Genomic DNA, 16926 nt, shown 5'->3' with positions numbered 1-16926 from the left:
GCGTCGGTCGTGCGTCGTTCAGGAGCCGATGTGGGTGGCGAAGGCCGTCCAGGTGGTGGGGGCGAGGGTGAGCGTGGGGCCCTCGGGGTTCTTGGAGTCGCGGACGTGGACGGCGGCGGGGTGGGCGGCGATCTCGACGCAGGCGCCGCCCTCGTCGCCGCTGTAGCTCGACTTCTGCCAGTCGTAGGCGACTTCGAGGCAGGCGCCGCCCTCGCTGCCGCTGTAGCTGGACTTGAACCACGTGTATGCGGTGCTCATTGCTCTCCCAGCAGGCTGTCCAACAGACCCACGGTGTCTTCGGGGTTGAGGGCCTGAGCTCGCAGCATCGCATATTTCTGGGACAGGATGCTGACCTCGTCGGGGTCGGAGACGAGCAGGCTGCCGCGCTGTGTTTCCGAGTAGGCGACGTGCTGGTAGTCCGGTGTCTCCAGCAGGATGAAGGGTCCGTCGAGCCCGGCGTGTGTGCGGTGGCTCAGAGGGAGTACCTGGAGGCAGATGCCGGGGAGCGCGGCGCACGCGCGCAGGTGCCTCAGCTGCTCCGCATGCTCCTCGTCGTCGACGAGTTGCAGTCTCACGACCGGCTCCCAGATCACGAAGCTGATGGTCGGGGGCTGGGCGCGTCGCAGGATCTCCTGTCGCCCCAGGCGCCCTGCCGTCTGGTCCCCGATCTTCTCCTCGCTGAAGACCGGGACCCTGTTGCGGAACACCGCACGTGCGTACGCCTCCGTCTGGAGGAGCCCGGGAACGACCTGGTTGTCGTACCAGGACAGGGCGAGCGCCTCCCGCTCCAGGTCCATGTACTCCTCCGCCCACGCCGGGATCAGGTCCACCTCCGGCATGTTCTCCACCGCCGTCCCTAGCGCCCCCTTCGTCTCCAGCAAAGTGTCCAGGCGGCGCGCCAGAGGCAGTTGGAGGGCGCGTCTGCCCTGCTCGATCGAGGCGATGGTCTCCGGCTGGGTGCACGTCTGTTCCGCCAGTTGACGCTGGGTCATCCCGGCCGCCGTGCGGAACTGGGCAACCAACGCGCCCACCAGCCTCATTGCCGACGCGTTCTTGCGCTGCCGCTTCCTGGGTTGCATACGGTCCCCACTTCCCGCCCGCATTCGTGCTTCACGCGCGCGGGGCCCGTACAAGAAATCCGTACGGGCGCGCGCACTGCGACAGCGTAGTCACTGGGTGTGACGCTCGCCGCATGAACGAAACGATGCAACTCCCGTTGCTGCGCGAGCGGTTCTTCCGGCGGGAGCGCCGGTCGGTCCGGGCGGCCCGGGAGTTCGTACGGAGCGCGCTGGCCGACTGGGGGTTCGGCGAGGTGCGGGCGGACGACGTGCTGGTGTGTGTGAGCGAGCTGGCCACCAACGCGCTGGTGCACGGGGTGCCGCCGGGGCGCGGGTACCGGGTGATGCTGTGGCTGCGGGACGAGGGGCGGGTCCGGGTCGAGGTGCACGACAGCGGCGACGGGGAGCCCGGGGTGCGGGAGCCCGACGGGGAGTCGGGGCGGGGGCTGGTGATCGTGGAGGCGCTGGCGGACCGGTGGGGCGTGGGCGAGCGGGTGCCCGGGAAGGTCGTGTGGTGCGAGTTCGGGTGAGGGTGTTCGGGCGGCCGGTCAGGCCGGGGTCAGGCGGTCGGTGAACTCGACCGCCTCGCGTACGTCTTCGTCCGGGTCCTCGGCCAGTCGTCGGAGCAGCGCGTCGACTCCGGGCGTTCGCCAGCGGGCCACGGCCTCGACCAGGGCCACGCGGACGTCCGCGTCGGGATGGTCGGCGAGGTGGGCCAGTCGGTCGACCGGTCCGCGTCGCCGGAAGCCGAACCAGTGCAGGGTCGCGCACAGCTGTGCGGCGTCGCCGGGGTCGCCCGCGTCGGCGATACGGCTGAGGAGGACGGCGGGCGCGGGTGCCGGTCCGTCCAGCGGGTGCGGCTTGCGGCGGCGCAGGCGCTGGGAACCGTACTCGCCGCGTACCCGGCAGCCGTAACAGGTGCAGGGTGCCGTGCCGTTGGAGCCGGGGAAGTAGCGCCAGCCGGTGACCTGCCGGACCGTGTGCACGCGGTGGACCTCGGACCGGGCCGCGGCCCGTGGGACGAAGACCTCCCAGCCGCGCGGGTCCTCCAGGGCGGCCAGCCGGCGGACCGCTTCGCTTGCCGTGGTGGCGGTGGGGGCGGGGCGGTTGCTGTAGTGGCCGACCGTGACGGGTTCATCGTCCGGCAGTCGTAGGTGGACGGCGACGAGGCCCCGCGGGCCGCCGTGGCGGGCGAGTTCGCGCAGCCACTGGTGGGTCAGCGTGTAGGAGGGCAGGACCGGGAAGCAGAACAGGCCTTTGACGCCTTCGCGGTCATGGCTGACCGCCCGTATCCCGGTCTTGCGGATACGGGCCGCGTTGGCTGCGGGTGTCAGGTGGACGAACATGGCCATGGCGCCGATGGTAGAAGAGCCGGCCGGAGCGTGGCGCTGTGGGCGGACAGGGGCCGCATCCGCGGGTTCTCCGCCGCGTACCCCGGCTGTCTCCCTACGATCGGCGCCATGAGAGCTTCCGGAACCTTTACCGTCACCTCCTTCGTCCCGGCTGACCTGAAGCCCGGTCCCGAGATCACCACCGCACTGCCCGTCGGCGTCGCGACCCTCGTGAAGAGCTTCGAGGGCGAGATCGTGGGCCGTTCGACGACCGTGTTCACCGCCGCCTTCGACCAGGCGGCCGGCGTGGGTACGTACGTGGCGATGGAGTCCTTCGAAGGCGCGGTCGACGGCCGCGAGGGCACGTTCAACTTCGTGCACTCGGCCGCGACGAGCGGCGACGACCGCGCGAACGAGTTCTTCGCGATCGTGCCGTCGAGTGGGACCGGCGCCCTCGCCGGGATGCGCGGGGGCGGCGGGCTGGCCGTTGACGAGGACGGTACGCACCGGATCTGGTTCGACTTCGACCTCGGCTCCGATGCCGGTTGACCCGCGTCACGGCCTTCTGCGGCGGGTACGCGGACGGACCGGCCCTGCCGCACGTGGCGGAGGACCGGTCCGGAGGTGACGGGGCTCAGTAGGTGAGCGCGTCCGCCATCTCGGTCTGCCAGTAGGTGACGAAGCCGTTGTCGTCCCAGTAGGTGTCGGACGGGAGCGTCAGGGTGACCGGGGTGCCCGTGGAGCCCTCGCCGCTCCTGCCGGAGAAGTGCACCTGAAGGCGCGTGGCCTCGCGCGGGGACGGGCCGGCGCCGGGCTCTCCGGTCAGACCGATGCCGGCGTACGCGGACTTGCCCGGGTCGAGCGTCACGACGGCCTGCGGCATGCTGTCGTCCAGGACCGGGAAGGCGGCCTGCGCATCGTCGAAGCGGAGCGCCGGCGCGTAGTACGCGTAGCAGGGGCGGTCACCCGTGTTGGTCAGGGTCAGCAGCAGGTGGTTGAGGGGGCGACTCACCGTGGTGACGGCGGCCCGGGTGTTGGCGCCGTCGCACGTGACGGGGGTGCGGGCGGTGGTGGTGGTGCTGCCCTTGCTGCTGCTGCTGTCTGTCCGGTTCGTGGTGCCGGTGGTGTTCTTCCCGTTGCTCCTGGCGGGGGGAGAGGCGATGTCCTCGGGCCTGCTGCCGGTGCCGGTGTCGGGGGTCTTCTCCTGAGCGGCCGCGGCCGGTGCCGGGGGCAGGGACTGCTTGACGGCCTGGTGGGCGGCCGGAGCGGCCGCTCCCGCCTTGGCGCTCTCGCTGCCGGCGGTCTCACTGCCGCACGCAGTGAGGGAGAGGGCGGCCAGGAGGGCGGTGGCGGCGAGGGTGGTGGTGCGGAAGCGGTTGCTGCGCATGGTGGTTCTCCCCGTGAAGTCGTGAAATCTCAGTGGTCGTGGTCTGTGGCGGGTCAGTAGGTGAGCGCGTCGTCCATGCTCATCTGCCAGTAGGAGACGGTCAGGCTGCTGTCCACGTGGACGCTCTTGGAGAGCGGAACGCTGACCGACGAGCCGGTGTTGTCGGAGTTGCCGTCGCGGTTCTGGAAGCTGACTTCCAGGTCCTTGGTGTCGTAGCCGTTCGAGCCGCTGCCGTCGGCGGACGAGGTCAGGACGCCGGCGTAGGCGGACTCGCCCGGGTTGATGGTCGCCACTGCCTGCGGCTTGCTCTCGTCGAAGGTGTTCGGCACGGACTGGGCCTCGCCGAACTTCAGGTACGGGTAGTAGTAGGCGTTGCAGGCCTTCGAACCGGTGTTGGTCATCGTGAGCAGCATGTGGTTGACGGGGCGGCTCACCTCGGTGATCGACAGCTTGGTGTTCGCTCCGGTGCAGGTCACCGTGACCGCGTCGCCGCTGTCGTCGCCGGTGTCGTTGCCGCCGTTGTCCTTCGGCTTCGTCGTGGACGTGCCGCCGCCGGAGCCCGAGCCGGTGGAGTCCTTGCCCTGGTCGGCATCCGGGGCCGCCGTGCCCTTGTCACCGGAGGATCCGGCGCTCTCGGCCGGGGTCTTCGAGGCCGAGCCGGCGGAAGCGGAGGGAAGGGCGTCGTACGGCTCCGGGTCATCGCCCTGGCAGGCCGTCAGGGACAGCGAGGCGATCAGTGCGACGGCGCCGAGGGCGGAGGTACGGGCGGCGCGGCGGAAGTTGAGGGTACGCATGAGATGGATTTCCGTTCGTCGAGTGTTGCGGTGTGTGGGGCGCCGCTTTGGCGCACCGGGGCCTGACGGATGTACTGGACAATGACGTGTGGTCAGAGGTGCCACAGGAGTGCGATGACGGTCGCGACAGAGGCGATCAGAACTCCTGTGGCGACTGCGTCGGTCAGGCTGAGTTGAGGACGAGTACGCACGGCGGCTCCCGGTGGCGGGCAGAGTTGGTGGGTGTACGAGTCGCGCTGCTCGCCCTTGCCGGGGTGCCGCTGCGGTGTGTTCCACCATCGTGTCGGGCCGTCGGATCCGGTGGCAACGATTGCCGGCGGGTACGGGACGCTGGAACGGAAAAACGGCCTCTGACCTGCGAATACATCACCTGCCTGGGACGCCGTTCCGGGAGGGTAGGAGAGGGGAACGGTCAGGGTGAGCACGGAGATCCAGGACTTCGCGGCATTGCTCAGAGGGCTGAAGGAGCGCTCCGGGCTGAGCTACGGAGCGCTCGCCCGGAAGCTCCACATGAGCACCTCCACGATTCACCGGTACTGCAACGGCGAGGCGGTCCCGCACGACTACGCGCCGGTCGAGCGTTTCGCGCGCGTGTGCCGTGCTACGTCTGACGAGCTGGTGGCGCTGCACCGGCAGTGGATCCTCGCCGACGAGGCGAAGCGGCGGGGTGCCCGGAAGACCGAGGCCGCTGGGACGTTCGAGCCGTCGTTGGTGACGTCGGAGCTCTCGGCCCCGCCTGCGGCGGCGGAGCCGGAGCCGGTGAACGGGCCTGAGCCGGAGCCGGGACGCGGATCGGGACGTGGGCCGGAACCGGAGGCGGTGCCGGAACCGGAGGCGGTGCCGGAGTCGGACGTCGAGGACGTGACGCCGGATGCGCGGAGCGCCGGTGCCGCGTCGGCCACGGGCCGGTTGTCCGGCAAGCGGCTGCGGGTCCTGCTCGCGACCGCCGCCGTCGTGGCGCTCACCGTGCCCACGGCGTTGGCGATCAACCACTACTCGGGCGAGCGCACGCGCGAGGAGGGGATGGACACGCCCCGCAGCAGTGCACCGGTCACGCCGAGCCGGAGCGGCAGCACGTCTCCGTCGCCGAGTCCTTCGAAGCCCTCGCCGTCCGCGACCACCGGCTCCGCGTCACCCTCCGCCACGGCCGCGAAGTCCACCGCTGCGCAAGGCGCGGACGGGAAGGGAGAGAAGGGGGCAGCCGGATCGCAGGCCGTGCCGGTGACCGCGACCCTCAGTGCGTACAACTGGGACTGGCCCTGCGGGCAGTACTTCCTGCTCGACCGGGACCCCAAGGGCATGCCGCCGGTGCCCGACGCCGCGGACCGGGCCAGGCGCAGCTGGGCGGCGCAGCTGGGCGGGGTGGACGCGGGCAAGATGCTGCTCGAACTCACCTTGCAGGGGGAGTCGCAGGAGGCGGTCGTCCTGAAGGCGCTCCATGTCCGGGTGGTGAAGCAGGAGCCCGCGACCGACTGGCCCGCGTACTCGATGGGGGAGGGCTGCGGGAGCGGCATCGTGCCGCAGACGTTCAACATCGACCTGGACGACGGCCAGCCCGTGTCGCGGCCGGTCGCCGGTGAGAGCGGAGGCGAGGCTGTAGCGGCGAAGAACTTCCCCTACCAGGTGAGCTCCAGCGACGTGGAGGTGTTCCGCCTCGACGCGCACACCGAGGACCACGATGTGACCTGGTACCTGGAAGTGGAGTGGTCCAGTGGGGGCCGGAGCGGGATGCTGCGCGTCGACGACAACGGCAAGCCGTTCCGTACTTCCGGTATGAGGAACCGGCCCGTGTACGAGTACCGGCGGGACACGGCCGAGTGGGAGGACATCTCGGAGTCGCTGGAGGCGGCGGGCAACTGACGTCGGCCGGTCCGGCGGGCAACCTCGATCGGACTGGACCGGGTGGTCAGGTGGGGCCGTCGAACGGCGGCCCGACGCGAGCCGTCGCGATCCGGGTCGGCACCTTCGACCGGTGACGGGCGGGGGCGGTGGCGGAGACGCCGGGCGGCACTCGTGGCGGAGGAGCCGGGCGCGGTGGATCCGCGCCCGGCGTGTCACACGGGAGGTCAGGCCTGCTTGCGGCGGCGGGCCACCACGACGAGGCCGGCGCCTGCGGCGAGTACGGCCGCGCCGCCGATGACGATCGGGATCGTGCCGTTGCTGCCGGTCGATGCCAGGTCGCCGTCACCTCCGCCGTCGCCGGTGGCGCCGGGTGCGGAGCTGTCGGACGGGGACGGGGTGCCGGGTGTCGCGGACCCGGACGGGCCGTCAGTGGGCGTGGTGCTCGCCGACGGTGGCACCGAGGCCGACGGGGTTCCGGTCGCCGGCGGTGTCGTCGCGGGGGTGCTGCTCGGGGTCGCGCCGGGCGACGGGGTCTCCTTGCCGGGGACCTCGGGGAGGCAGCCGGTGAACGGGAAGTGGTGCGTCTCGGCGCCGCCGGAACCGTGCAGGGAGGCCACCCACACCGAACCGTTGACCGGTGCGGCCGTTCCGAGCTCCAGGTGGGCCTTGGGGGCGAGCACGCTGCCGGGCCAGGCGGCCTGGCTGTTCTTGGTGACCTCGGTGGCGTCGGGGAAGTTCCAGAGCAGACCGGCGCGCACCTTGCCCTCGGACGCGCTCTGCAGCTTGTCGTCCAGGACGAAGTCCTGACCACCCGACAGGAAGAAGCCCGTGGTGCCGGCCGCTGCCATGTCGTAGTCCTGGCCGCTGACGTTGACGATCGTCGTGGCCCCGGCCGGAACCTTGATGAAGACCTCCTTGGCCTTCTCCAGTTGGTCCGCCGGTACCGAGAAGACGTTACGGCCGCTGTCGCCGCCCTCCAGCGTCAGCCGGTTCCCTTCGAGCCGCACCTGGGCGCCGGGGGTCGCGGGCTCTTCGGCCAGTGCGGTGGAGTAGGACCGGAGCCTGGTGAACTCCGCCTCGAAGTCGATGAGGTCGGCCTTCTTCGCGAAGGTGCCCTGGTGCAGTTCGACGGCGCGGTCCTTGACCGTGCCGCCGACGACCGCGTTGCCCTTCATCACGACGGTGGCCGAACCACCGTTGAGCAGGTCGCCGCGTACGACGAGTGCCGCCCGGCCGGGCAGGGCGTCGACCTCGGCGGCCGAGAGCTCGTTGGCGACGCTGAAGCCGCCCCGGAAGTCGGCGTCGCCGCCGACGGCCACAGCGCCTTCGGCGTCGGGGGAGTGGACATCGTCCCCGAGGACGAACTCGCCGTACTTCCCTGCGATTCCGAAGGCGTCGGTGGTGCAGTCCGCGGTACCGGGGGCGGCCTGGGCGGCCGGAGTGACGGTGAGCCCGAGTACGAGGGCGCCGCCGATCGCCGCGAGGGCGGCGGTGGTGGGTATGCGCATGGCGTGTGGTTCTCCTGCGGAGCAGTTATGAAGGTTCTGTGGCAGCTCCGATCATGATTTTCACACATTCGAATATTGGTCAAGACCAATGAGTGAATCCGGTCGGTCGATGTGCGAGTTCGGGGCTCGAACCGCACTCGTCGCCGGACTCCGCGACCTCCTCGGAGCGCCCTGACGATGTGCCGGGGGCTCAGTCCCACCAGAAGGCCCAGGTCTGCTGGTTGAGCACGGCCTTCTCCGCGTACGCGTCCAGGCTGTTGAGCGTGGACTGCTGGATGTTGTCCGGGCAGAACGCGAAGTGCTCGGCGGCCAGGGCCTCGGACTCCGCGATGGTGGTCGGTGGGCGGCTCACCGAGACGACCATCGTGTCGAAGCCGAGCACCACGACCCGTGCCCCGAACCGGTCCTCCCAGGAACGCAGCACCGCGCAGAGCCGCGCCACGTCGTTCTCGTGGTTGAGCGGTCCCGACCAGCCGATCGCCGCCGGTATGTCCGCGCTGCGGCGCGCGGGCACGAGGGCCGCCCGCAGTCCGGTCATCGGCCCGCTCGCATCGGTCAGGAAGTCCGCGAGGCCCGCCGCCGACGTGTCGGGTTCCTCGCTCGCCGCCTCGGCCGGCACGGGGGCGAGGCCCGGCCAGTCGGCCGCGGCCTCGTCGAGGCCGAGCTCCTCGGGGGCGTACGCCTCCCAGATCTGGCTCAGGACCTCTTCCGCGTCGTGGTCGCCGGGGTACGAGGTCCTGGCCGGGCCGAGATCCCATGCCTCGGGCCACTGGTCGCGCATGCCGCCGTCGATCAGGACGGGCAGCAGGCCGACGGGCCGCCCGGAGGCGCGCAGCGCGGCCCAACTGCCGGGGGCGGCGGGTGCGTCCGCGTACCAGAGGAGGGGTTCGTGCCACACCTCGTCGATCGTGGTGTCCACGAAGGTGCCGGGCGGGAGTTCGAGTCCCGCGTCGGCCGGGGAGCGGAGTGGGTTCGGGAGTGTCGCCATGTCGAAACCCTAGGCGCCGCCGCTGACATCCGGGCCGTCACGGTGACCGCCCAGGGCCTGGGTGCCACTCGCGGTGCCCTCCCGAAGGATCGCGTCCCGCATCTCGCGTGCGGCCGCCGCGGCGGTCTCGTGGTCCAGGCCCGGTTCGTTGAGGACGAGCGTGCCGTAGCTGCGGCTGTCGGTCCACGAGCAGGCGGTGTGCGCGCCCTCCGCTTCCGTGTCGGCCGCGTACGAGACGCAGTGCAGCCGGCCGCCCGTGATGCCGGGGCTCGCGTCCCAGCTGTCGTCGATGACCGCGTCGGACTCGGTGAGGCCGAGCCGGGTGCCGTCGGCCACGTCGGGCGGTGCGTCGAGGCCGTCACCGGTCGAGCCGAAGGCGTAGGCGGCGGGCTGGGCACCGTAGGACGCCAGCTGTTCCATGGTGCCGTAGAGGTAGGCGAACGAGGTGTCGAAGGCATTGACCCACATCCCGGCCATCTTCGAGTCGACGCCGTCGACGGCCGGTTGCGCGGAGAGCAGGGGCCGGCCACGGAACGACGTGGGTGCCGGTACCGATGCCGGTCCCGTGCTGTGCGGGTCGTCGGTGTCGGAGGAGGTCACGAGCAACGCGGGGGAGAACAGTGCGAAGGCCCCCAGGGCGACGGCCGTCACGACCACGGCGGCATCGCGGGCGCCGGGTGCGGGGGGTGGCGGCAACAGGGTGTACGAGGGGTCGGTGTCGGCAGGGGGCGGCTGGAGGCGGGATGCGGCACGGGTGCGGGCCCGGTGTTCCAGGGCGCCGAGCAGGCGGTTCGGGATGAAGATGAGCAGGGCGGCGGCAGCGGCCCACAGGGACAGCGGGGACGCGGACCTGGGGATCATGGCCAAGGCCCCCAGCGCGAGGGCGAGGGTCACAGTCAGGTACGGGGCCCGGACCGGTGCCGTGAGCAGCCGGCGGCCCGGGCGGCCGAGGGAGGCCAGGGTTTCGGCGCGGATCAACCGGCGCAGGTCGTACGGGTAGTGCCGGGATTCCTCCTCGGCGAGGCGGGTGGCTTCGGCGAGGTTCGGGGCAGCGGCCAGGGCGGCGCGGACGTCGTGGCGTTGCGTGTGCGCGGCGGAGAGCGGGATGGGCGTGGCGAGTGAGGGCCTGCCGCCGCCCGTCGCCGCCATGAGGCCGCCGATGCCCTTGCTGATCCCGTCCAGGCGGAGCATGTGCGGTGAGTCCGGGGCCAGTTCGCCGACCCGGGCGACGAGGCCGGGGCCGCGGGCGTGGCGGCCGGGGCGGTCGAGCGCGTCGGATTCCAGGCAGAGTTCGGCGTACGCCGTGAGCAGGCCGAGGTCGTCGGGGAAGGCGTCCAGGCCCCGGCGGTAGGCGCGTTCGGCCTCGTCGTCGTGGTCGTCCTCGTTCTCGGCGACGTGGGCCCGGCCCAGCAGTGTGTAGAGGAGGGGATCGGGGCCGTACCGCTCCAGTGCGGCGGTCGCCTGCGCGCGGGCTTCGGCGGGTCTCCGGCCGCCGAGGGCGGCCTGGACCTCATTTGCGGCGGCCGCCTTCTCCTGCGCCGCGACTGCTTCCGGTGCCTCTTCGGGCGACGTGTCGTGTTCGGTGTTCTGCATGAGATCCCCACCCCTGATGACGCAGCCGACGTGGAATCGGCCGCGTCACTATCGCCCGCGGGCCGGAGGCCGGTCAACGGAGATCGGGTGACGATTTCGCAGTTCGGGCCATGTGTACGCGGGATCTTCCGTATGCGTGGGACCTGGCGTGGAGGGTGGGACAGGCGGCGATTGCGCCAACCCCCGGGCGGTATCGCGTCGGTGAGTTGATTTCCACTTGCATTGAACGGAGGTGCGACGCTTAATGGGCCCTTCGCAGCGAGCGGATCATTCGAGGGGGAGCCATGGAGCCACCGGCCATACCACCGCGACCCGTGGGCGCGCCGACGCCGCCCCTGGTGCGCGCGGTCGACCTCAGGGTCAGTAAACGGCTGCTGTGGGTCGGGCCGGCCGCATATCCGCTGGAGAACATCGCCCGCGTGTTCACGTTCGTGCTGCGTCCGCGTCGCAAGGAAGCGCTCATGCTCTTCAGTAAGCGCGTGGCGTTGACCCTCGCGCTGGCGGTGGGCCTGACCGTTCTCATCCTGCTGGTGGACGGAGTGTCGTCCCTCGGCCGGGGAGAGAGCAGCGGTGGACCGTTCATCACCCTCGCGTGGCTCGGGACGGTGGGTGCGCTGATCTTCTACCTGGTGGAGCTGATGCAGGTCCTGTCGGCGCGCCCGCACTTCGTGCTGGCCGTGGAGACGTCCGGGCCGTCGACGGCGATGGTGACCAGCCACGACCCGAACCACCTGATCGAACTCGTCGGTCGGATCGCGTATGCCATCGACCATCCGGAAGCGGAGTTCACTGTGCGGGTGGAGGGCATCAGCGCGAGTCCCCAGATCTACCACTTCGGGGACAACGTGAACATGTACGGCGGATCCGGGAATGTGGGGATAGCGAATTCATGAGCGGCGACAACGTGAACATGTACGGCGGCACGGGGAACACGGGAATCCAGAACAACCACTTCTCGCCTGCGGGCGCCGCATCTGTCTCTCCGGAGCTCCAGGAGGCGGTGCGGGAACTGCTCGGGCTGATCGAGGAGCTGCGGGGTCAGCTCCCTCCCGCCAGCGCCCGGGTCCTGGACGACAACCTGCCCGCCCTCACCGGCGACTCCGACGCGCCGCAGGCACCTGAGGACAGGCATCGCGCGCTGCTGGCGGTCGCCGGTATCGCGGCCACGGTGTCGACGGTCGGGGAGCCGGTCGTCGAGGCGGTCAAGAAGGTGCTCGGACTCCTGGGCGCTGCCTGAGCCGCACCCGGGGCAGTCGGATGTGCGGACGACGACGTCGCGGGAAGGTACCCGGGGCCACGTCCGCGACGCGTGCTTCGCCGGCCTCCCGGGCTTCGGCCGCTCCGGGGGCTCGACCCGTGGAACGGACAAAGCAGGGCCCGGCACACACCGATGTACCGGTGTGTGCCGGGCCCTCAGACGTCGGACCGCTCGGGTCAGAGGCGCTCGGGGGTCCTGATGCCGAGCAGCGCCATGCCCTTGTGCAGGGTGCGGGCGGTGAGCTCGACGAGGAAGAGGCGGTTCTCGACCACCTCGGCCGGGTTGTCGTCGCTCAGGACCTGGCACTGGTCGTAGAACGTGGTGAGGTGCGAGGCGAGCTGGTAGAGGTACGCGGCCAGCTTGTGCGGCTCGTAGCCCGCCGCCACCTCGGACAGCACCTCGCCGAACTGGTCCAGGTGCAGGCCGAGCGCCCGCTCGGCCGGGGCCAGTTCCAGCTCCGGGTGCGCGACCGGCTTCGCGTCGCCGGCCTTGCGCAGGATGGAGCGGATCCGGGCGTAGGCGTACTGGAGGTACACCGACGTGTCGCCGTGCAGCGACACCATCTGGTCCAGGTCGAACTTGTAGTCCCGTACGGCGGAGGTCGACAGGTCCGCGTACTTCACGGCGCCGATGCCGACGTACCGGCCGTTCTCGACGATCTCCTCCTCGGAGAGGCCGATCTTCTCGGCCTTCTCCCGGACGACGGCCGTCGCCCGCTCGACCGCCTCGTCGAGCAGGTCCTCCAGCCGGACCGTGACGCCCTCACGGGTCTTGAACGGCTTGCCGTCCTTGCCGAGCACGGTGCCGAAGGCCAGCTGGTGCGTCGTGACGCCGTCGTTCAGCCAGCCGGCCCGCCGGGCCGTCTCGAAGACCATCCTGAAGTGCAGGGACTGCCGCACGTCCACCACGTACAGCAGGGTGCTCGCCTTGAGGTTCTGCACCCGGTCGCGGACCGCCGAGAGGTCGGTCGCCGCGTAGCCGTAGCCGCCGTTCGTCTTCTTGACGATCAGCGGGGTCGGGTTGCCGTCCGGGCCCTTCACGTCGTCGAAGAAGACGCACAGCGCACCCTCGGAGCGGACGGCGACGCCCGTCTCCTCCAGGATCCGGCAGGTCTCCTCCAGCATGTCGTTGTAACCGGACTCGCCGACGATGTCGGGGTCGTTGATCTCCATGTCGAGCTTGTCGAAGACCGAGTAGAAGTAGATCTTCGACTCGTCGACGAACCGCTGCCACATGGCGAGCGTCTCCGGATCGCCCGCCTGGAGGGCGACGACCCGGTTCCGTGAGCGGTCCTTGAACTCCTCGTCGGAGTCGAAGAGGGCCCTCGACGCCTTGTAGAGCCGGTTCAGGGACGACATGGCGGCCTCGCCGTCGGCCGCCTGGTCGCCCTCGTGGTTCAGCTCGTCGGGGTGCTCGACCAGGTACTGGATGAGCATGCCGAACTGGGTGCCCCAGTCGCCGATGTGGTGGCGCCGGACGACGGACTCGCCGGTGAACTCCAGGATCTGCACCATCGCGTCGCCGATCACGGCGGACCGCAGGTGGCCGACGTGCATCTCCTTGGCCACGTTCGGCTGGGCGTAGTCGATGACGGTGGTGCCGGCGGCGCTGTTGTACGGCACCCCGAGCCGGTCCTCGTCGTCCGCGGCACGGGCGGCGAGGGTCTGGATGATCGCCTTGTCCGAGAGCGTGATGTTCAGGAAGCCGGGTCCGGAGACCTCGATGTCCTTGATCAGGTCGCTCGCCGGGAGGGCGCCGGTGACCTGGGCGGCCAGCTCGCGCGGGTTGCCCTTGAGCTTCTTGGCCAGCGCCAGGATGCCGTTGGCCTGGAAGTCGGCCCGGTCGCTTCGGCGCAGCAGCGGGTCCGCGGTACCGGCATCCGGCAGAGCTGCCGTCAGGGCGTCCGCCAGCTGCTGCTGGAGCGTGGAAGCGAGGGAATTGACCGAGGCCATGAGCTGGCTGCCGTTTCCGTAGGGGTACAAGGGATGGCCCAAGTATCCCACGGGCGTAAAGCGGTTTACGAGCCTCGCTTGACAAGCGCGGCCGCGCGCCCCGTAAAGGCGTTTTCGCGCTGTGGGCGGTACCTGGGAGAATGGTCCTCGCCCCTATGAGTCCTACAAGAGAGAAGGACGTGCCGACCGTGGCTCAGAGTCAGAGCAGCACCGAGACCGACTGGGTCTCCCGCTTCGCGGACGAGGTCATCGCCGAATCGGAGCGTCGTGCGCCTGGCAAACCGGTCGTCGTCGCGTCCGGCCTCTCCCCGTCGGGCCCGATCCACCTGGGCAACCTGCGTGAGGTCATGACCCCGCACCTGGTCGCCGACGAGATCCGCCGCCGCGGGTACACCGTCCGGCACCTGATCTCGTGGGACGACTACGACCGCTACCGCAAGGTGCCGAACGGGGTCGAGGGCGTCGACGCGTCCTGGGCCGATCACATCGGCAAGCCGCTGACCTCGGTGCCCGCTCCGGCCGGTTCCGCTTACGCGAACTGGGCCGAGCACTTCAAGGCCGCCATGACGGCGGCCCTGGACGAGCTGGGTGTCGAGTACGACGGGATCAGCCAGACGGAGCAGTACCTGGCGGGCACCTATCGCGAGCAGATCCTGCACGCGATGCGCCACCGCGCCGACATCGACGCCGTGCTCGACCGCTACCGGACCAAGAAGGACCCGGCGGCCGGCGGTGCCAAGGGCGGGAAGAAGCCGCAGCAGCAGAAGAAGGTCGACGAGGCCGAGCTGGAGGCCGAGGCTGGTTCCGGTGCGGCGAGCGAGGACGACGGCAGCGGCGGCTCGGCCGGCTACTTCCCGTACAAGCCCTACTGCGGCAACTGCGAGAAGGACCTCACGACGGTCACGTCGTACGACGACGAGAGCACCGAGCTGAACTACACCTGCACGGCCTGCGGCTTCGCCGAGACGGTGCGGCTCAAGGAGTTCAACCGCGGCAAGCTCGTCTGGAAGGTCGACTGGCCGATGCGCTGGGCGTACGAGGGCGTGATCTTCGAGCCGAGCGGGGTGGACCACTCCTCGCCCGGGTCGTCGTTCGTCGTCGGCGGCCAGATCGTCCGCGAGATCTTCGACGGGGTGCAGCCGATCGGACCGATGTACGCGTTCGTCGGCATCTCCGGCATGGCGAAGATGTCCTCCTCCAAGGGCGGCGTGCCGACCCCGGCCGACGCGCTGAAGATCATGGAGGCGCCGCTGCTGCGCTGGCTGTACGCGCGCCGCAGGCCCAACCAGTCCTTCAAGATCGCCTTCGACCAGGAGATCCAGCGGCTCTACGACGAGTGGGACTCGCTGGGCCGCAAGGTCGCCGACGGTTCCGTGCTGCCGGCGGACGCCGCCGCGTACGCCCGGGCCATCGGTACGGCCGCCGGTGAGCTGCCGAGCACGCCGCGTCCGCTGCCGTACCGGACCCTCGCGTCGGTCGCCGACATCACGGCCGGGGCCGAGGACCAGACGCTGCGCATCCTCAGCGAGCTGGACCCCGAGAACCCGCTGACGTCGCTGGACGAGGCCAGGCCGCGGCTCGACCGGGCCGAGAACTGGATCACCACCCAGGTCCCGGCCGAGGCCCGCACCGTCGTCCGGGGCGAGCCGGACAAGGAGCTGCTCGGTTCGCTGGACGAGCAGGGGCGCGAGTCGCTGCGGCTGCTCCTTGAGGGGCTGGACTCGCACTGGTCGCTGGACGGGCTGACCACGCTCGTCTACGGCGTGCCGAAGGTGATGGAGGGGCTGGAGGCCGATGCCAAGCCGACGCCGGAGCTGAAGGCGGCGCAGCGGTCGTTCTTCGCGCTGCTGTACCGGCTGCTGGTCAGCCGGGACACGGGTCCGCGGCTGCCCACGCTGCTGCTCGCGGTGGGTGCGGAGCGGGTGCGGACGCTGCTGGGCGCGTAGCGCGTAGGTACGCCTGTACGCCTGTACGCCTGTACGGGGAAGGGCCGTCACCCGGGATCCGGGTGACGGCCCTTTGTGCACCCCCGCGGGGGATGTACGGGGGTGGTGCGGGTCCCCGCGGGGTGCGGGGTTCCGTCCTCAATCGCCGGACGGGCTTGAGTGGTGCGGGTGCTCCGTGGGGGACGGGCTTGAGTGGTGCGGGTGCTTCGTGGGGTGCGTGCCGGACGGGGTTGAGTGGTGCGGGTGCTCCGCGGGGGATGGGGTTGGGTGGTGTGGGTGCTCCGTGGGGTGGCCTGTGGTCAGGCTGCGGGGGCCAGGGAGGTCTGCGGGTCGGAGAACGTGTCGCGGGGGACCCGGGGGACGGTGGCCTTGGCGAGGCCCGTCAGGGTCCTGCCGGGGCCGATCTCCATGAGGCGGTCGCAGGCCAGTTCCGTGGTGAGGGTGTGCAGCGTGTCCGCCCAGCGCACCGGTGCCGTGAGCTGGTGACGGAGGAGTTCCGCCCAGTGCGGCCCGCCGCGGTGGGCGCGGGCGTCCACGTTGGAGACGACCGCGGAGTGGCCCGGCATGAACCGGGCCGTGGCGAGGGCCGCGGCGAAGGGCTCGACCGCTTCGGCCATCAGCGGGGTGTGGAAGGCGCCGCCGACCGTCAGGGCCACCACTTTGGCCGCCCCTGCCCGCTCCGCCGCCCGGGAGCAGCGTTCGACATCGGCCGCGTGGCCCGCGATCACCGTCTGCTGCGGTGAGTTGAGGTTCGCCACCCACACCTGGCCGCCGTCCGCGTGGATCTCGTCGACCACGAGCTGGGCCTGTGCGGCGTCCAGGCCGAGGATCGCGGCCATCGCTCCGTCCGCCCGGGCGCAGGCCGTCTGCATGGCCGCGCCGCGTGCCACGATCAGCCGGACCGCGTCCTGCGGGTCGAGGATCCCGGCGGCGACGAGTGCGGAGTACTCGCCCAGGCTGTGTCCGGCGCAGGCGCCGGGGAAGGCGGCCAGCGGGTGCTGGCGGCGCAGCTCCGTCAGCGCCACCATGGCCAGGGTGAAGGTGGTCAGCTGGGCGTTGTCGGTGCGCCGCAGCGTCTCCGTGCCGGCGTCCAGCAGCAGGGCCTCCATGTCCCGGCCGGCGGCCTCGGAGACCTCGGCCACCACGGACCAGCCGGGGGTGCGGTGCCAGGGCAGGCCCATGCCAGGACGCTGCGCTCCCTGGCCGGGGAACATGAGCGCCAGTCGGGTGCTCGCCATCGTCTTCCGTCTCCTTCCTGCGGCCGGGGCG

The 16926-nt window shown here is 70.9% G+C and carries 16 protein-coding genes; 6 read left to right on the top strand and 10 right to left on the bottom strand.

The genetic code is table 11. The features are described from left to right. Positions 1-18: 18 nt before the first annotated feature. Together OG446_RS16265 and OG446_RS16260 are read right to left on the bottom strand one after the other, a co-directional pair. Positions 19-258 (bottom strand): DUF397 domain-containing protein, encoded by a 240-nt coding sequence (locus tag OG446_RS16265; RefSeq protein ID WP_328894731.1) that lies wholly within the window; start codon positions 256-258, stop codon positions 19-21. After that, the gene (locus OG446_RS16260) at positions 255-1040 is read right to left on the bottom strand and encodes a helix-turn-helix domain-containing protein (RefSeq protein ID WP_328898317.1); all 786 of its coding nucleotides are present in this window, start codon (positions 1038-1040) and stop codon (positions 255-257) included. Before OG446_RS16260 ends, OG446_RS16265 begins: the two co-directional genes overlap by 4 nt. Positions 1041-1192: 152 nt before the next feature. On the opposite strand from OG446_RS16260, the gene OG446_RS16255 reads away from it, so the two are divergent. After that, positions 1193-1588: an ATP-binding protein gene (locus tag OG446_RS16255; RefSeq protein ID WP_328894730.1), complete on the top strand. Its 396-nt coding sequence runs from the start codon at positions 1193-1195 to the stop codon at positions 1586-1588. Between the two features lie 18 nt (positions 1589-1606). Here the strand turns inward: OG446_RS16255 and OG446_RS16250 are convergent, their stop codons facing one another. After that, on the bottom strand, positions 1607-2410 hold the full coding sequence (locus tag OG446_RS16250; protein WP_328894729.1) for a HEAT repeat domain-containing protein: 804 nt from the start codon (positions 2408-2410) through the stop codon (positions 1607-1609). A 108-nt stretch (positions 2411-2518) separates the two neighbouring features. Between OG446_RS16250 and OG446_RS16245 the strand changes: the two genes are divergently transcribed. Next, on the top strand, positions 2519-2938 hold the full coding sequence (locus OG446_RS16245) for a DUF3224 domain-containing protein (protein WP_328894728.1): 420 nt from the start codon (positions 2519-2521) through the stop codon (positions 2936-2938). 85 nt (positions 2939-3023) lie between these two features. Here the strand turns inward: OG446_RS16245 and OG446_RS16240 are convergent, their stop codons facing one another. Then, entirely contained in the window at positions 3024-3776 is a 753-nt protein-coding gene (locus OG446_RS16240) for a DUF4232 domain-containing protein (RefSeq protein WP_328894727.1), read from the bottom strand. 53 nt (positions 3777-3829) lie between these two features. Beyond that, positions 3830-4570, bottom strand: coding sequence for a DUF4232 domain-containing protein (locus tag OG446_RS16235; protein WP_328894726.1), 741 nt, complete (start codon positions 4568-4570; stop codon positions 3830-3832). A gap of 417 nt (positions 4571-4987) precedes the next feature. Between OG446_RS16235 and OG446_RS16230 the strand changes: the two genes are divergently transcribed. Continuing rightward, on the top strand, positions 4988-6430 hold the full coding sequence (locus OG446_RS16230) for a helix-turn-helix domain-containing protein (protein WP_328894725.1): 1443 nt from the start codon (positions 4988-4990) through the stop codon (positions 6428-6430). 206 nt (positions 6431-6636) lie between these two features. On the opposite strand, the gene OG446_RS16225 is transcribed toward OG446_RS16230, so the two are convergent. The 3 genes from OG446_RS16225 to OG446_RS16215 all read right to left on the bottom strand — a co-directional run bounded on the left by OG446_RS16225 (position 6637) and on the right by OG446_RS16215 (position 10501). Beyond that, a complete protein-coding gene (locus OG446_RS16225) occupies positions 6637-7920 on the bottom strand; it encodes a choice-of-anchor A family protein (RefSeq protein WP_328894724.1) in 1284 nt (427 codons plus the stop codon). 190 nt (positions 7921-8110) lie between these two features. Beyond that, a complete protein-coding gene (locus OG446_RS16220; protein WP_328894723.1) occupies positions 8111-8908 on the bottom strand; it encodes a DUF4253 domain-containing protein in 798 nt (265 codons plus the stop codon). 9 nt (positions 8909-8917) lie between these two features. Next, positions 8918-10501 (bottom strand): hypothetical protein, encoded by a 1584-nt coding sequence (locus tag OG446_RS16215; protein ID WP_328894722.1) that lies wholly within the window; start codon positions 10499-10501, stop codon positions 8918-8920. A gap of 314 nt (positions 10502-10815) precedes the next feature. Between OG446_RS16215 and OG446_RS16210 the strand changes: the two genes are divergently transcribed. Both OG446_RS16210 and OG446_RS16205 read left to right on the top strand, forming a co-directional pair. Beyond that, positions 10816-11394, top strand: a complete 579-nt coding sequence (locus OG446_RS16210; protein ID WP_328894721.1) for a DUF6232 family protein — start codon at positions 10816-10818, stop codon at positions 11392-11394. Continuing rightward, positions 11391-11738, top strand: a complete 348-nt coding sequence (locus tag OG446_RS16205) for a hypothetical protein (protein WP_328894720.1) — start codon at positions 11391-11393, stop codon at positions 11736-11738. Before OG446_RS16210 ends, OG446_RS16205 begins: the two co-directional genes overlap by 4 nt. Before the next feature lie 197 nt (positions 11739-11935). On the opposite strand, the gene argS is transcribed toward OG446_RS16205, so the two are convergent. Beyond that, complete coding sequence (gene argS, locus OG446_RS16200; protein ID WP_328898316.1) at positions 11936-13711, bottom strand: arginine--tRNA ligase; 1776 nt, start codon at positions 13709-13711, stop codon at positions 11936-11938. A gap of 179 nt (positions 13712-13890) precedes the next feature. Here argS and lysS point away from each other — a divergent pair, with 179 nt between their 5' ends. After that, the gene (lysS, locus tag OG446_RS16195) at positions 13891-15657 is read left to right on the top strand and encodes a lysine--tRNA ligase (RefSeq protein ID WP_328898315.1); all 1767 of its coding nucleotides are present in this window, start codon (positions 13891-13893) and stop codon (positions 15655-15657) included. 299 nt (positions 15658-15956) lie between these two features. On the opposite strand, the gene OG446_RS16190 is transcribed toward lysS, so the two are convergent. Next, complete coding sequence (locus OG446_RS16190) at positions 15957-16895, bottom strand: ACP S-malonyltransferase (RefSeq protein WP_328894719.1); 939 nt, start codon at positions 16893-16895, stop codon at positions 15957-15959. Positions 16896-16926 lie beyond the last annotated feature (31 nt).

The organism is Streptomyces sp. NBC_00236 (assembly GCF_036195045.1).
Taxonomy (GTDB): domain Bacteria; phylum Actinomycetota; class Actinomycetes; order Streptomycetales; family Streptomycetaceae; genus Streptomyces.
Note: the sequence above shows the minus strand (reverse complement) of the source record. Positions and strands in the feature narration are given on the sequence as shown.

Excerpts from the sequence above, each read along its gene's own strand:
- OG446_RS16265 (WP_328894731.1), bottom strand. The coding sequence starts at position 258 with ATGAGCACCGCATACACGTGGTTCAAGTCCAGCTACAGCGGCAGCGAG.
- OG446_RS16260 (WP_328898317.1), bottom strand. The coding sequence starts at position 1,040 with ATGAGGCTGGTGGGCGCGTTGGTTGCCCAGTTCCGCACGGCGGCCGGG.
- OG446_RS16255 (WP_328894730.1), top strand. The coding sequence starts at position 1,193 with ATGAACGAAACGATGCAACTCCCGTTGCTGCGCGAGCGGTTCTTCCGG.
- OG446_RS16250 (WP_328894729.1), bottom strand. The coding sequence starts at position 2,410 with ATGGCCATGTTCGTCCACCTGACACCCGCAGCCAACGCGGCCCGTATC.
- OG446_RS16245 (WP_328894728.1), top strand. The coding sequence starts at position 2,519 with ATGAGAGCTTCCGGAACCTTTACCGTCACCTCCTTCGTCCCGGCTGAC.
- OG446_RS16240 (WP_328894727.1), bottom strand. The coding sequence starts at position 3,776 with ATGCGCAGCAACCGCTTCCGCACCACCACCCTCGCCGCCACCGCCCTC.
- OG446_RS16235 (WP_328894726.1), bottom strand. The coding sequence starts at position 4,570 with ATGCGTACCCTCAACTTCCGCCGCGCCGCCCGTACCTCCGCCCTCGGC.
- OG446_RS16225 (WP_328894724.1), bottom strand. The coding sequence starts at position 7,920 with ATGCGCATACCCACCACCGCCGCCCTCGCGGCGATCGGCGGCGCCCTC.
- OG446_RS16220 (WP_328894723.1), bottom strand. The coding sequence starts at position 8,908 with ATGGCGACACTCCCGAACCCACTCCGCTCCCCGGCCGACGCGGGACTC.
- OG446_RS16215 (WP_328894722.1), bottom strand. The coding sequence starts at position 10,501 with ATGCAGAACACCGAACACGACACGTCGCCCGAAGAGGCACCGGAAGCA.
- OG446_RS16205 (WP_328894720.1), top strand. The coding sequence starts at position 11,391 with ATGAGCGGCGACAACGTGAACATGTACGGCGGCACGGGGAACACGGGA.
- argS (WP_328898316.1), bottom strand. The coding sequence starts at position 13,711 with ATGGCCTCGGTCAATTCCCTCGCTTCCACGCTCCAGCAGCAGCTGGCG.
- OG446_RS16190 (WP_328894719.1), bottom strand. The coding sequence starts at position 16,895 with ATGGCGAGCACCCGACTGGCGCTCATGTTCCCCGGCCAGGGAGCGCAG.